Raw genomic sequence first — 13,525 nt, forward strand, 5'->3', positions numbered from 1 at the left:
ATACACCAGAATGCAAAATATATTCATACATATCCCGAACAGATTAAGACACCGTCCACTTTTTGAACGGCGTCTACATAATGTGTCAGGAAAGGATCTGGATCGTCGCTTTTCCATTCTTCACCTTCATTACAGCTTTTGAACCAACCGGCACCGTTACAAATGGATGGACATGACCGAAGTTGGCATTTGCGATCACAGGTATGCCATTTATCTCCTTTTTGGAAGTGATGATTTCCTGCAAGGCATATTCAGTCATTCCGGAATCCTTTTGGAAACGGCCGATGACGATTCCTTTAATCCCACTTGCACCCGGCTGATGGAGCAAGGATTGTAAATCCCGGTCAAAACTGAATGGATGGCTTTCTTCGTCATCTTCTATGAAAAGGATGCTGTCCTTTAAAGATGGCATGAACTCTGTCCCTTGCAATAGATTGAGTGTACAAAGATTACCTCCAATGATTGTTCCAGCCGCTTCACCCTCCTGAATGACCATATATCCACCATTCGGGTGGAAAGTTCGGTCATCCTGTTCTAAATGCCAGGAATCATCACTCCACGTTTCACTTGGCTCAAGATAAAAGCCTTCACTTTCAATTACAGCCTTTTTAAAATATTCCATCGTATATTCCAGACCAGCCTTCATCCCGAACGTCGAGAAATGAGGACCTGAATATGTAGTTAAACCTGTTTTATTATAAATGGCCAATAAAATTGCGGTTATATCACTATAACCCATCAACACTTTTGGATTTTCCTTAATCAAATCATAGTCGATATATCGTAACAATTGGTTAGCGTTATACCCCCCGATGCTTGTAAAAATCCCCTTCACATTTGGATCCCTGATCGCCTCATGCAAATCCTCAATCCGGTCTTCGATCGAATTCGAGAAAAAGTCATCATGGAACAAAGCCGTTTCACCATATGTCACTTTAAAACCAAGTTCAGTTAACCTTTCTTCTGCCAATCTGCGTTGTTCCCCTTTGACAATCGCCAAACTTCTTGAAGGAGCAATTACGCGAATTTCATCCCCTGCTTGTAAACGGGAAGGTTTCATATCTTTATCCCCCTAAATTAATTACATTCTGTCGTTATTTTAGCAGAAATGGTGAACAAAGAAAAACCCAGAACCTTCATGGTATTCTTTCACACAAGCTATTTTGATGCAGATTGGCCATGCCGTATCTGGAATGGAAATAGGATTGGTTATGTATCGCCTGTCCACCTTGGATTTAACCTGCCTTTTCAGTCAACAACCATGGAACCTAAAAAGGTCCACCCACATTCCTAACATAAAGAAAAAACCAGCTTTATCAGCTGGTCTTTAGGTTATCGTATTAGCAGCAGAATGAAGCGCCGATGATAATCAATAGAATGAACAAGACAACGATTAATGCGAAGCCTGATCCAAATCCGCAGCAACCGCCGCCGCCGTATCCACCGCCACCATAGCCAAATCCTGGTCCTGCAACATTTCCACCATATCCGTACATTAAGTTTCACTCCTTTTAGAATTCTTATTTCTCTTTACACCTTACCATATGTCAATACGCCCGCCTTGGTCTGTGCATTTGCCTATTTTTCTGGATTTAAGAAAAAACTTCAAGCAACACCATCTTCACCTGTAATCATTCAATGGCTGAATTACCGCGACTAACCATGAAAAATGTCAAAAAAACGTTTCATACTTATTGTGTTACGTTAAAATTGGGATATAATAAGGAAAAAAGAATTCTTAGCCTCTTTAAGCTATCTCATTCCTACATGGATACATAAAAGGCAATACGGGGGAACATAATTGAAAACGAACGCAAAATCCTTCATCCCTTTCGCTGCAATCGCCACGATCCTTCTAATCAGCTATATCCTTCAAAAAGTCCCTAAAACATATGGATCAGATGATTCGATAAATGTTTATCAAAAATTCCAATCAGGCCAGCCCATTCAATATCTCGTCATTGGTGACAGTATCGGAAGAGGGTCGGGAGCTGAAAAGCCTAATCTAACATGGTTCAAACAGTTAGAAAATAAGATGAATGAAACCAATGATATTTCTTTACACGGTGACTACGTGGTCCAAAGCGGAGCCACAGCTTTTGAAGGCCTATTCAAACTTTCCCAAAAAAGGGAGCATGATCACAAAGATCTGATTTTCTTCGTTTTTGGTGAGAATGATCGCAAATATATGAACGTCGATGATTTTACCATGACATATGAAGCGTTAATGAGAAAGGCGAAACGTCTCCACCCTAATGCTGAATTATTCACAATAACAGAGAGTTCCTTGAAATATGAGGAATTTGCGTCAGCCATCGGACTTTTATCCAAACATTACGGTGCAACCAATGTGGATATGCGACCCATATTCAAAGATTCAGGATATACGGAAAAACAGCTGACAAGAGATTTGATTCATCCAAATGGGCTGGGTTATAAATTATATGCTGATGCAATTTATGAACGGTTCCTGGATAACTTCAAACGGGAAAAGGCTGTAGCAGGCCTTCCATCTAAACTGCATGCCCGTTCTGAATTTGAATTATCGGAAATTGACCACTATGGAAAAATGAGCGGTTTCCGTCCAAGGGGTGGCTATTACACTAGCAGTGAAAAGGGCAGTGTGATTGAATATACCTTCAATGGAAGTATGCTTGGTGTTAAACTGCTTAGAAGTCCTGATGGCGGGGAAGTGAATGTATGGATCGACGGAAATGAAATCACGACTTTGAATACGTGGTGGCCATTTGCCCGTGAAAGATATTTATTTATCACAAATGGGCTCCGTCCCGGTTCACATACTGTCCGTTTTGAGGTGACTGGCAGGACTAAAGCAATGGAACTTACCACCATTCCATATGTCCGGATCGCATCAATTATCACAGATTGAATACTACCCAATAAATAACCCCCTATCATTAGCTGATAGGGGGTTTTGCATTCAATCAAACAGCTTTTTGTATTCTCCGTATCCTTCTTTTTCAAGATCTTGGAGCGGGATGAACCTTAATGATGCAGAATTGATGCAATAGCGTAATCCCGACGGTCCCGGCCCATCATTGAAAACATGACCAAGATGAGAATCGGCAGTTTTTGAGCGGACTTCTATCCTTCTCATACCATAACTCGTATCGAGGTTTTCCACTACTTCCTCTTCTTTAAGCGGTTTAGTGAAACTTGGCCAACCACAGCCTGAATCGAACTTTTCCTTTGAAGTGAAAAGAGGATTTCCTGAAACGATATCCACATATAATCCTTCCTCCTTCAAGTTCCAATATTCATTGTTAAAGGCTGGTTCCGTTCCATTATTTTGTGTGACTTCATATTGAATCGGAGTGAGTTTCTGTTTTAATTCTTCTTTACTTTTCATTTTTTCCCCCCAGTGATGTTGTATAAATGCTTTCCGTCCTGAACCAATCGAATATCTTTCATAATGCTCAGGTTGCTTTTTATAATAATGCTGATGGTAAGTCTCGGCTGGATAAAACGTTTTGGCTGGTATAATCGGCGTTACGATCGGTCCTGAAAATTTCCCGCTTGCCTGCAGCTTAGCCTTGGATGCTTCTGCTATTGCACGTTGGTTTTCGTCATGATAAAAAATGGCAGTTTGATAAGAACTTCCCCGGTCATAAAATTGCCCTCCAGCATCTGTCGGATCAATTTGCTGCCAGAATAACTCGATTATCTCCTCATATGGATATACGCTTGGATCAAAGGTGATTTGAACTGCTTCATAATGGCCCGTCGTTTCGGAGCAAACTTCTTTGTACGTAGGGTTTTCCGTAGTCCCGCCCGTATAGCCAGAGATAACGGATTCGATGCCAGGCTGTTCATCGAATGGTTTCACCATGCACCAGAAACATCCGCCTGCGAATGTTGCCTTCTCTAATTGCTTTGTCAAATGAAAATCCTCCTTTTTTACAAACAATCCATTGAATGAATTTTAACGCTTTTATATGACCCTGTAAACTAATATGCCGATCGACCTTTTCACGAAAAATCGTCCCTACTCTTTTTAAACGGGAGACACACGCCCAAGCATGACAACATATGATATGAACATACTGGAAAAATGAGAGGTGTTGGAAATGAGCGATAAACAATCATATTCACAAAAATCGGTAACATATGATTTACTATCGTCTTATTACAAAAACAGCGATCCGCAATTACATGATTATTATTTCCATAAGCATTTGAAAAGTCTCGAAAAATCAACACAACAATTGAGATATGAACAAATGAGTATACTACCGCCTGCACAAGTACGCTTTTTACATGCTGCCCCAACAGCTCCCTCATTTGATGTTTATGTAAATGAAATGCCTATCCTTAAAAATTTCTCATATAAAGAGAACAATGGTTATTTACCACTCCCCGCTGGCAAGTACCCATTGGAAATATACCGCAGGGGACAAAGCGCCTTACCTCTTTTAAGCTGTAAAGTGACACTTGAAAGCGGGACTTTCTATACCATTGCTGTTGCATCTGCCCTGGCTAATGAATCATTGAACATGTTAACTTTCGAAGATAATCCATTTGTTCCTCCAAATGAAGCAAAGGTACGATTCATCCACCTTTCACATGATTTACTCTCGGTGGATATTGCCGTCAAAGATGGAGATGTCGTTTTTGATCAACTTCATTTCAGGAAAGCAAGCGAATATCTTAATATACATCCCATGATAGTAGACTTCGAAGTGAGGATAGCTGGGACAAAAGAGATCGCACTCCCTTTGCCAAACAAAGCCTTCCAAGTCAATACTCCTACAACCATTTATTTAATTGGTTCGAATCGGCAGACATCCTCACTAGAAACCTTAACACTATCTCCATAAATGGATAAAAAACCAGGATGCATCGATCCTGGTTTTTTATCCATCTATTCACTATCACTGTAATGATGATGGGATGGTCAATAAAAATGAAATATCATCATTTTTCAGGTCGAATTCATTCGCCTTAACCCTAATATCGCTTTTCAGTTCCATATCCTGTAATGACACATAAATACTTTCATCATTGGGATTGATGCTAACCCAATCCGGCATATTATAACGCTCATTTATTAAATTCATTACATATGAAACAGGAAGGTTCATTTTACCGACTGCAATTGATTTTTGCTTCAGGATCAAATCCCCATTCTTTTGGGCAATTGGTTCAAAAGTCAATTTCATTTCCACTTCACGGTTGAAAAATGGCATTGTTCCATATAATTCGACTTCATCCGTTAAATACACTTCGTAGTGAATGGATCCCGTCAATCCCTCTTTATCCAGATACTGGTTGATTAATCTTGTCAAATCTTCCCGATTCGTATGAATTTGAAATTGGATATCTTCTTCATGGCTTACTTTGGGTATCAGATCTTTATCTTTAGTCGGCAGATTAACTAAAATCGTTACAAACAGGATGACCAGGATGTTTAGGGCTAATAGGGAAATAAACAAAGTCTTCCATTTGACATTTGTCATTCTTGGTCATCATCTCCTTTGGCACTCGCTTCCAATGTGTCCTTTCCGATAGTGGTAATATCCATATCATTATAGATTCTTGTTGCGATTAATTCATACCCGCGGTCATTTGGGTGAAAATAATCCTGGGCATACAGCAAATCTTCTTCGGAATTCTCGAAAATGTCTGCTATTTCAATAAAATAGGCTGAATCATATTCTTCAATGATCTCTTTTCCGCTTTCATTCCAATCATTCATGATCATATCAAGTTCATAAAAATCTCCGAACCATTTGGAAAATGGATTATAGACGCCTACAAGGTAAATTTGCGCAGATTCATTTTCGGAACGAACCTTATCAAGTATCTGCCTTAATCTTTTTTCATACCCTATTTTTGCCGAATCAAACTGATTCAGTTCCAAGTTGGAGAAATTCTGTTTAAAGACCTTCATGATATCATTTCCACCGATTGTGACGACAATCGAGTCAGCTTGCTTTATGTCTTCTTTAATCCTAGTCTTATCCAGTCTTTTCAATAGTTGGTCGGTCCTATTTCCACGTATGCCATGATTAATCATCTCAACTGAAGTAATCGATGGTTCTTTTTCCAGCTTATTTTGTAAATAAGGCAGATACCCGCCATTATCTTTACTATCACCGACACCTTGAGTCAAGGAGTCGCCAATCGATACGATTTTCACAGGGTCCGGAAAAAAGCTGGCAGGAATGGTTTCCTTTTTACTCAGCTCAACTATGCTTTTCTGCTGAACAGATGGCTGACTTGAGGCTGTTTCACTTTGACTGCAGCCTGAAATCCAAACTAGGCATATGAAAAGACAGGTGATTTTGTATCTCATGACCCTCACCTTCCTACCCATATATTATATCATGCAGAAAACGAAAGATTGCAAACAATATACTTCATTGTACTTCCAGAATTGAGCATTCCTTACTATACAATATGAAAAATGCAGTGAATTAAAGCTAGTCCTATAAAAATTAGCATGTACTGAGCATGTAAAATCATTCTTCACCACTGCTGTTTCTTCATAAAATTATTGCTCATTTTCAGCATCTTTAAAACTACATTGAAATCATAATAAAGATGGATGAAAACAGAAAGAACAGGTCATTTAACCTGTTCAATAATTCTGTAAAATTTTAATATGCTTAATGATTTCATCAAAGGGAATATCCTGCAGGCCTGTATAATCCATGATGATCTTTCCTTCTTGATCAATCAGAAAAAAGCTGGTACCATGAATCACCTGATCTTCTGCTTCTGGCTTTTTGACTATCGTTTTAAAGTTATCCAATGCAAACTGCTCGATTTCTTCCTGCCCATAACCGGTCAGAAAGTGCCAGTTGCCGTAATCCACATTAAATTGGTCACCAAACTTTTTTAAAACATCAGGTTTGTCAATTTCCGGGTCCACGGAAAATGAAACGAACTCTACATCAGTAATACCTTCATCCTTCAATTGCTGATGCAGCTTCGTCATATTCGAAGTCATGGGGAGACAGACCGTCTCACAGCTAGTGAATATAAAATCCGCTACCCAAACCTTTCCTTTGAGATCGCTTTTTGAGAAAGGTTTACCCTCCTGATCGATGTAACTGAAATCTTCAAGATCCCAATTTTTGGCATCAGGTACACCATTGGAACCACATGCTGTCAACAGCAAAAAAATTGATGCTCCCATAGCTGCCATAAGCAATTGCAGCTTTCTCATCCCTACCCCGTCCTTTATGTATAAAATATTCTGTTACTTCATTTATTCTAACAGACCAATCGGAATGAGAACAGCAACTATTTCTACGAATTAAAGACAATTGTAAAAGTGACAAAACCGTCGCCAAACGCAGTTTCACATGGTTTATCCATATCAGTCCCAATAATACATGATTGCCATGGCGCCTTCACCCGTATGCGTACTTACGACGGCAGTCGTTGCTTCTATCTTTATGTCTTGATATCCTGTTAAGTCTGAAATGGCGTCGCGGACTTTATCGGCTATTTCAAGACCATTCGCATGGACAAAACCAATGCCTCTAATTTTTTTGCCTTGAGTATCTTCTTTGAATTTCTTGATGATGAACTTCACGACCTGTGACTGGCTCCTAGCTTTGGATACAGGATTCAGTACACCATCATCAAGAAGTGCAATCGGCTTTATGTGCAGCAATGAACCAATAAAAGCAGAAACTTTGCCAATTCTTCCACCCTTAACTAGGTTATCAAGTGTTTCTATGACAATTATTAAACTTGACTGCTTTTTAATATGTTCCAGTCGATCAATTATTTCAGCTACGGATTTCCCTTCCTTCGCCATCTTCGCTGCCTCGATCACCTGGAATGACATCGCTTTTGAAATGAATTTCGAATCAAGAACGGTAACCTTCGTTTCAGACATGCTTGCTGCGCTTTCCGCTGAGCGAACTGTACCGCTCATGCCACCTGTCATATGTATGGAAATAATCTCGCTTCCGTCTTTTCCTAGTTCATCATATACCTCCACAAAGGTACCTACGGCTGGTTGTGAGCTTTTTGGCAGTTCTTTTGACTGGTTCATTCTTTTCAGGAATTCTTCTTGTTCGATTTCAACCTTATCCAAAAAAGTCTCCCCATCTATAAAAATCGATAAAGGGACCATAGTTATATCATAAAATTCCAGTTCCTCTGGTGTCATATCTACTGTCGAGTCTGTTACTATCTTTACTTTATTCATCATTACACATCCCTAAATTAACATATCTATTGTATTATACCTATTCAAGGTACGCATTCAAACCAAAGGTCTTTTTTTATCAAGTGAAGTGATACTAGTCTTTTGAAATGTTCACACAAAAAAAAGACCGTCCCATGAGCTAACCTGAACACATGCCGATTTATTAGATATTGCATGGCATTCGTGTCATCTCTTTTAACGGAGATGTTAGCTATGGAACAGTCCGCATTAAGCATTATTTAGTAAACTTCCAAAAAAAAGCTTGTTATAAACGGGCCATTTGAGTACGGATGCTAAATAATGCTTAAATGAGTAATTTTCTTTATGATCTTTATTGGCAAAAACCTTCTTTACAAATACTTCCAAACGCACGGTCAACATAAAAAAATTCGGATCACTAGGCAGTAAGACAGGTATTTCTGAAATTGTGACCTTATGTCCAAAACAATCTTTGAATTCCAAGCATTTGAACATCAAAATATCAATCCTCATTTTTCACCGATTGCTTACATTATACACAATAAATCCAAAAGTATAAATATTCAAATGTGTAAAAAAACAGACAAATCAGATTGACTTTCACAAAAAAAAGACCCATAAAGGACAAAATGCCTTTATGGGCCTCTTTTTATAAACCTTCCTCGTAGGTGCCTTCCCGCAAGCTTTCACGTTTCACCCTTCGTTTATAGACGACTTTAGATAAAGAAATACTGATTTCATATAATAACAGCAGCGGAACCATCACCATAAAGTCTGACATAAAGTCGGGCGGCGTAATCGATATCGCTATGACAACCAGTACAAAGTATGCATACTTCCTTAACTTTTGAAGCACATAAGGATTAATTATGCCAAGGGAGGTCAAAAACATGGTAACGACGGGAAGCTCGAATAAAACAGCAAAAGGTATCGTCATATTAAATACGAATGAAAAGTACTTATCCGCTGTAAAACTGGTTATGAACATCCCATCGCCCAATTCAATCAAAAATTGAAGAATGGTCGGGAAGATGACAAAATAACCGAAAGCAAGCCCTCCGATAAAAAGCAGGAAAAGTGCCGGAATGTATGCAAGGGTCGCCCTTACTTCATTTGGCATCAAAGCGGGTTTAACGAATAACCAGATTTGCAGGGCAATTACCGGTATCGTTGCCGCAATGGCTACGACACCTGCAAGCATAAAGTAAATCCAGATAATATCGCTCGGTCCCAATACCATCAGTTCAAAATCGAGATCTTTCACGAACCAATTATAAATCTCCTCAACATAAATAAAACTGGCGATAAAAAAGATGACAAAAGCAACAGCTGTAATGATGAGCCGTTTTCTCAATTCATCGAGATGATCGATGATATTTAATTCTTTATCTTCCAAAGTTGATCACGCCTTCATCTGAAAATCCGTATCTTTGTTCCAGCATAAAGGCGCAAGACGGTTGCATCTTACGCCCAGCATTCAATCATTCATGATTTTTTTGTTGTAGCTTCTTATCTTCTTCATAATCACCTTTTGTTAAATCACTCGTGGACTTTTTAAACTCACGAAGTGTTTGTCCAAATGCGCGTCCAATTTCTGGAAGTTTCTTCGGACCAAAGATAATTAAAGCCAATATTAAGATGAGAATTAGACCAGGTACTCCAATGTTCGACATGGATACATCCCCTTTGGTGTTGTAATTAGACCTACCCCGATTATAATACCATTTCCAACCAATTGAAAGGAAACTGGCAATTCGTCATAGAATGGTAACAATTATCGACAGTATGCCCATATACGACTGGGCCGGCAGAATAAAATGTAAAAACAAAGGTATTATTCTATCCTAATTTAACATTTAATCCATGATTAAATCAATAAGTGAAATAAATTACTGTCTTTATTGACCTCTACGAAAGAGAATCCTTTCTTGTTCATCCTCTGAATGAGCCCTTCATAATCATTTTTATCTTTTAGTTCTACACCAACCAGGGCCGGCCCGCTTTCTTTATTATTTTTCTTCGTATATTCAAAACGGCTTATATCGTCATTCGGTCCTAACACCTCATCAAGGAATTCCCTTAAAGCTCCGGCACGTTGCGGAAAATTCACGATGAAGTAATAAAGCAGCCCTTCATATAATAAGGATTTCTCCTTAATTTCCTGCATACGCCCAATGTCGTTATTCCCTCCGCTGACCATGCATACAACCGTTTTGCCTTTGATTTGTTCTTTGTATAAATCCAACGCGGCTACAGATATAGCCCCTGCCGGTTCAGCTACGATCGCATGCTGATTATATAAATCGAGAATCGTCGTACAGATTTGGCCTGGAGGGACGACAACGATATCTTCCAGGTTTTCCTTACAAAGCTGATATGTCAACTGTCCCACACACTTGACAGCTGCCCCGTCAACGAATGTATCTATGTTTTCAAGCTCAGAAACTTTTCCTTCCTTGAAGGAGTATTCCATCGAAGCAGCACCTTGCGGCTCAACTCCAATGCATTTCGTATTTGGGGAAACCGATTTGAAATAACTCGATACTCCGGCCATTAAACCGCCACCGCCCATAGCGGCAAATACATAGTCGATTCCATCTTCACAATCATTCAGGATTTCTACAGCCGTTGTACCCTGCCCGGCGATTACCTTTTCATCGTCAAATGGATGGATAAAGGAACGCTCTTCTTTTTCACAGCATTCCATCGCCATGGCAAATGCATCATCGAAAGTATCCCCGACAAGGATGATTTCCACATTATCCCTTCCGAATAACTGCACTTGATCGACTTTTTGCCTTGGAGTTGTAGCAGGCATATAAATTTTCCCATGGATACCTATTTGGCTGCAGGAAAAAGCTACTCCCTGTGCATGGTTTCCTGCACTGGCACAAACGACTCCATTCTTCGTCTCTTCAGCGGTCAGGCTTTTCATTTTATAGTAAGCCCCTCTTAATTTAAAGGAACGTACGTGTTGTAGGTCCTCGCGTTTTAAATAAACATTACAATCATATTTTTCAGAGAGCCTCTGATTTTTTTGTAAAGGAGTATGCAAAACGATTTCTTTCAGTTCTCTATAGGCAATTAGAATATCTTCCAATTGAATCCCCCTATTCTTAGATGCAGTCTGATTCATAACAATCCCTCATTTCCTTCCTTAATGAATTCAATCATTATAGCACTTTACTGTTATTAATGTAATTGATTTTTCTAAAAATTCTTGCTTTTGTTCGTTTCATACCAAAAAAATCCGATTATGGTCATTTCCCCATAATCGGATTAGCACTTTATTTTTTTTGTAGAATAATAAAATCATGTGCATAATGATTTTTTTCATCGATGCTGCCTGGTTTTGAGGAGACTTTATCCCATTGATTCTCATCAATCACTGGAAAGAAAGTATCACCCTCAAAGGTTTCATGGATTTCCGTTATATACAGGCGATCGGTAACAGGAAGGATTTCCTTGAAGATTTCGGCTCCGCCAATCACAAAAACTTCCTCATCACGGCTATCTGCAAACGTTTTAATTTGTGCTATATCATGTAAGACTACGCAGCCTTCCGCTTTAAAATCCTGATTGCGGGTAACGATGACATTTTCCCGGCCAGGCAGGACCCTGCCGATCGATTCAAATGTTTTTCGGCCCATGACGATCGGATGACCCATCGTCACTTTTTTAAAATACTGCAAATCGGCCGGTAAATGCCACGGCAGTTTATTGTTATTACCTATCACACGATTTTGATCCATAGCAACTATCAATGAAATCATATGCTAACCTCACCTTTTATATGGGGATGAGCTTCGTAATTTTCCAAAACGAAATCCTCGAAGCTAAAATCAAAGATATTTTTCACATCCGGATTGATTTTCATGATTGGCAATGGTTTGGGATCACGAGTCAACTGCAGTTCCACTTGTTCAAGGTGGTTAGAGTAGATGTGGACATCCCCGAAAGTATGTACAAATTCGCCAACTTCCAAATCACACACTTGGGCGATCATCATCGTTAAGAGCGCATATGAAGCTATGTTAAAAGGAACACCTAAAAAGACGTCCGCTGAACGTTGGTATAGCTGGCATGAAAGCTTACCATCAGCGACATAGAATTGAAAGAAAGCATGGCAAGGCGGCAAGGCCATTTCGTCCAGTTCCCCAACATTCCAAGCACTGACTATCAGCCTTCTTGAATTTGGATTCGTTTTGATTTGTTCGATCAATTCACTGATTTGGTCGATTTGCCTTCCATCAGCCGTTCCCCAAGAACGCCATTGATGACCATAAATCGGACCTAATTCTCCCTTTTCATCAGCCCATTCATTCCAGATGCGCACGCTATTTTCCTGAAGGTAGCCAACGTTCGTATCACCCTTCAAAAACCACAATAGTTCATGGATAATCGCTTTTAAACTAACCTTTTTCGTTGTAAGTACAGGGAATCCATCTTTTAAATTGAATCTCATTTGATATCCAAAGGTACTGATCGTTCCTGTTCCCGTACGATCACCCTTTTGCGTTCCATTTTCGAGTACATGCTTACATAAATCTAAATATTGCTTCATGATAAACCACCTTTTCTACTTTCATTCTCCTTATTTTAACGTATTATTGCCCAATGTTTAATCTAATTGTTTAATAAAATTATAAGTCTTGGGTGCTTTTTGTCTAAGCAATTGATTTTGTTCATCGTTCACATAAAACATGGCAAATGTTTCTGCAAAGTATTCCTCAGGGTAATTGGAAAAATACGTAATCCCGGGAAACAGCCCATCCACTTCCTTACCCCAAATCTTCAAATAATCCATGTCTTCACGGATTCCATCAAACACTATATTATCGATAGAATGCCCCAGCTCATGCAGTTCCAAATTAACGGAGCCATGCCCGTTGCCCTTGTCACTTGCCCCGATTTTAACCAATACCGTATGTGATCCGCCCATACCAGGCACATCATCCCAAGTTGTTTGTTTATTCAAATAACCACGCGGAGTTTTCCCCTTTAATTTTGCTGCGGATTGATTTTCTGTTAAATCACCATCGAATAGTTTGATCCTCACACCACTTTCAGCAGTTTTCTTCAAAAGGGAATGAGGCAGTTTATTAATGGTACCAGCAATTTTAAGTGCTTCCCTTTCATCGTACTCCTCTTCTGGAAATAAAAATATTCGTTGCAATTCTTTATTGCCTTTAAAAAGTTCAGCTTGTCTTAAAAGATTATCTTTGGGTAAATTCCGCCATTTCACCCCTTCATCCTTCGCTAATGAATAGGAGAGCATTGAGAATAAAAAGACAAATAATGCAAGTATGGATAACCATTTCTTTCTTTTCACACGCTTCTCCCCCCTTCTTCATTCCT

16 protein-coding genes are annotated in these 13,525 nt (G+C 39.3%); 2 read left to right on the forward strand and 14 right to left on the reverse strand.

What is annotated here, in order from left to right; genetic code table 11:
- Positions 1-85: 85 nt before the first annotated feature.
- Both ACIROD_RS02710 and ACIROD_RS02715 read right to left on the reverse strand, forming a co-directional pair.
- Complete coding sequence (locus ACIROD_RS02710; protein ID WP_402937708.1) at positions 86-1,060, reverse strand: S66 peptidase family protein; 975 nt, start codon at positions 1,058-1,060, stop codon at positions 86-88.
- Positions 1,061-1,340: 280 nt separating this feature from the next.
- Complete coding sequence (locus ACIROD_RS02715) at positions 1,341-1,496, reverse strand: YjcZ family sporulation protein (protein WP_137017678.1); 156 nt, start codon at positions 1,494-1,496, stop codon at positions 1,341-1,343.
- Between the two features lie 305 nt (positions 1,497-1,801).
- On the opposite strand from ACIROD_RS02715, the gene ACIROD_RS02720 reads away from it, so the two are divergent.
- Positions 1,802-2,890 (forward strand): SGNH/GDSL hydrolase family protein, encoded by a 1,089-nt coding sequence (locus ACIROD_RS02720; protein ID WP_402937712.1) that lies wholly within the window; start codon positions 1,802-1,804, stop codon positions 2,888-2,890.
- A gap of 51 nt (positions 2,891-2,941) precedes the next feature.
- Here ACIROD_RS02720 and msrB read toward each other — a convergent pair whose 3' ends face one another.
- Positions 2,942-3,901, reverse strand: coding sequence for a peptide-methionine (R)-S-oxide reductase MsrB (gene msrB / locus ACIROD_RS02725; RefSeq protein WP_402937715.1), 960 nt, complete (start codon positions 3,899-3,901; stop codon positions 2,942-2,944).
- A gap of 187 nt (positions 3,902-4,088) precedes the next feature.
- Here msrB and ACIROD_RS02730 point away from each other — a divergent pair, with 187 nt between their 5' ends.
- Positions 4,089-4,838 carry a DUF4397 domain-containing protein gene (locus tag ACIROD_RS02730; RefSeq protein WP_402937718.1) on the forward strand — a complete coding sequence of 250 codons (750 nt, stop codon included), beginning with the start codon at positions 4,089-4,091 and terminating at the stop codon, positions 4,836-4,838.
- A gap of 54 nt (positions 4,839-4,892) precedes the next feature.
- Here ACIROD_RS02730 and ACIROD_RS02735 read toward each other — a convergent pair whose 3' ends face one another.
- The 11 genes from ACIROD_RS02735 to ACIROD_RS02785 all read right to left on the reverse strand — a co-directional run bounded on the left by ACIROD_RS02735 (position 4,893) and on the right by ACIROD_RS02785 (position 13,499).
- Entirely contained in the window at positions 4,893-5,477 is a 585-nt protein-coding gene (locus tag ACIROD_RS02735; protein ID WP_402937721.1) for a YpmS family protein, read from the reverse strand.
- A complete protein-coding gene (locus ACIROD_RS02740; protein WP_402937723.1) occupies positions 5,474-6,316 on the reverse strand; it encodes an SGNH/GDSL hydrolase family protein in 843 nt (280 codons plus the stop codon). The genes ACIROD_RS02735 and ACIROD_RS02740 overlap by 4 nt, the downstream gene beginning before the upstream one ends.
- A 285-nt stretch (positions 6,317-6,601) precedes the next feature.
- Positions 6,602-7,192: an SCO family protein gene (locus tag ACIROD_RS02745; RefSeq protein ID WP_402937725.1), complete on the reverse strand. Its 591-nt coding sequence runs from the start codon at positions 7,190-7,192 to the stop codon at positions 6,602-6,604.
- A gap of 153 nt (positions 7,193-7,345) precedes the next feature.
- On the reverse strand, positions 7,346-8,188 hold the full coding sequence (locus ACIROD_RS02750) for a DegV family protein (protein ID WP_402937728.1): 843 nt from the start codon (positions 8,186-8,188) through the stop codon (positions 7,346-7,348).
- A gap of 228 nt (positions 8,189-8,416) precedes the next feature.
- Positions 8,417-8,680, reverse strand: a complete 264-nt coding sequence (locus ACIROD_RS02755) for a DUF2535 family protein (protein ID WP_306804680.1) — start codon at positions 8,678-8,680, stop codon at positions 8,417-8,419.
- A 136-nt stretch (positions 8,681-8,816) separates the two neighbouring features.
- A complete protein-coding gene (gene tatC / locus ACIROD_RS02760) occupies positions 8,817-9,563 on the reverse strand; it encodes a twin-arginine translocase subunit TatC (RefSeq protein ID WP_101225286.1) in 747 nt (248 codons plus the stop codon).
- Between the two features lie 85 nt (positions 9,564-9,648).
- The gene (tatA, locus tag ACIROD_RS02765) at positions 9,649-9,840 is read right to left on the reverse strand and encodes a twin-arginine translocase TatA/TatE family subunit (RefSeq protein ID WP_034307557.1); all 192 of its coding nucleotides are present in this window, start codon (positions 9,838-9,840) and stop codon (positions 9,649-9,651) included.
- Between the two features lie 194 nt (positions 9,841-10,034).
- Positions 10,035-11,303, reverse strand: coding sequence for a threonine ammonia-lyase IlvA (gene ilvA, locus ACIROD_RS02770; protein WP_402937731.1), 1,269 nt, complete (start codon positions 11,301-11,303; stop codon positions 10,035-10,037).
- 151 nt (positions 11,304-11,454) lie between these two features.
- Positions 11,455-11,940, reverse strand: a complete 486-nt coding sequence (locus ACIROD_RS02775) for a dihydrofolate reductase (protein ID WP_101225288.1) — start codon at positions 11,938-11,940, stop codon at positions 11,455-11,457.
- Positions 11,937-12,731, reverse strand: a complete 795-nt coding sequence (locus ACIROD_RS02780) for a thymidylate synthase (RefSeq protein WP_048686772.1) — start codon at positions 12,729-12,731, stop codon at positions 11,937-11,939. The genes ACIROD_RS02775 and ACIROD_RS02780 overlap by 4 nt, the downstream gene beginning before the upstream one ends.
- Positions 12,732-12,788: 57 nt before the next feature.
- The gene (locus ACIROD_RS02785) at positions 12,789-13,499 is read right to left on the reverse strand and encodes an anthrax toxin lethal factor-related metalloendopeptidase (RefSeq protein ID WP_402937736.1); all 711 of its coding nucleotides are present in this window, start codon (positions 13,497-13,499) and stop codon (positions 12,789-12,791) included.
- Between the last annotated feature and the right edge of the window lie 26 nt (positions 13,500-13,525).

Source organism: Peribacillus sp. NPDC101481 (assembly GCF_044767165.1).
In the GTDB taxonomy this organism is placed as follows: Bacteria; Bacillota; Bacilli; order Bacillales; family DSM-1321; genus Peribacillus.

Bases quoted from the DNA above. Each gene is read 5' to 3' on its own strand.
- ACIROD_RS02750 (WP_402937728.1), bottom strand. From the start codon at position 8,188: ATGAATAAAGTAAAGATAGTAACAGACTCGACAGTAGATATGACACCA.
- ACIROD_RS02775 (WP_101225288.1), bottom strand. From the start codon at position 11,940: ATGATTTCATTGATAGTTGCTATGGATCAAAATCGTGTGATAGGTAAT.
- ACIROD_RS02755 (WP_306804680.1), bottom strand. From the start codon at position 8,680: ATGAGGATTGATATTTTGATGTTCAAATGCTTGGAATTCAAAGATTGT.
- tatA (WP_034307557.1), bottom strand. From the start codon at position 9,840: ATGTCGAACATTGGAGTACCTGGTCTAATTCTCATCTTAATATTGGCT.
- ACIROD_RS02735 (WP_402937721.1), bottom strand. From the start codon at position 5,477: ATGACAAATGTCAAATGGAAGACTTTGTTTATTTCCCTATTAGCCCTA.
- ACIROD_RS02740 (WP_402937723.1), bottom strand. From the start codon at position 6,316: ATGAGATACAAAATCACCTGTCTTTTCATATGCCTAGTTTGGATTTCA.
- ACIROD_RS02780 (WP_048686772.1), bottom strand. From the start codon at position 12,731: ATGAAGCAATATTTAGATTTATGTAAGCATGTACTCGAAAATGGAACG.
- ACIROD_RS02710 (WP_402937708.1), bottom strand. From the start codon at position 1,060: ATGAAACCTTCCCGTTTACAAGCAGGGGATGAAATTCGCGTAATTGCT.
- ACIROD_RS02715 (WP_137017678.1), bottom strand. From the start codon at position 1,496: ATGTACGGATATGGTGGAAATGTTGCAGGACCAGGATTTGGCTATGGT.
- ACIROD_RS02730 (WP_402937718.1), top strand. From the start codon at position 4,089: ATGAGCGATAAACAATCATATTCACAAAAATCGGTAACATATGATTTA.
- ilvA (WP_402937731.1), bottom strand. From the start codon at position 11,303: ATGAATCAGACTGCATCTAAGAATAGGGGGATTCAATTGGAAGATATT.
- ACIROD_RS02745 (WP_402937725.1), bottom strand. From the start codon at position 7,192: ATGAGAAAGCTGCAATTGCTTATGGCAGCTATGGGAGCATCAATTTTT.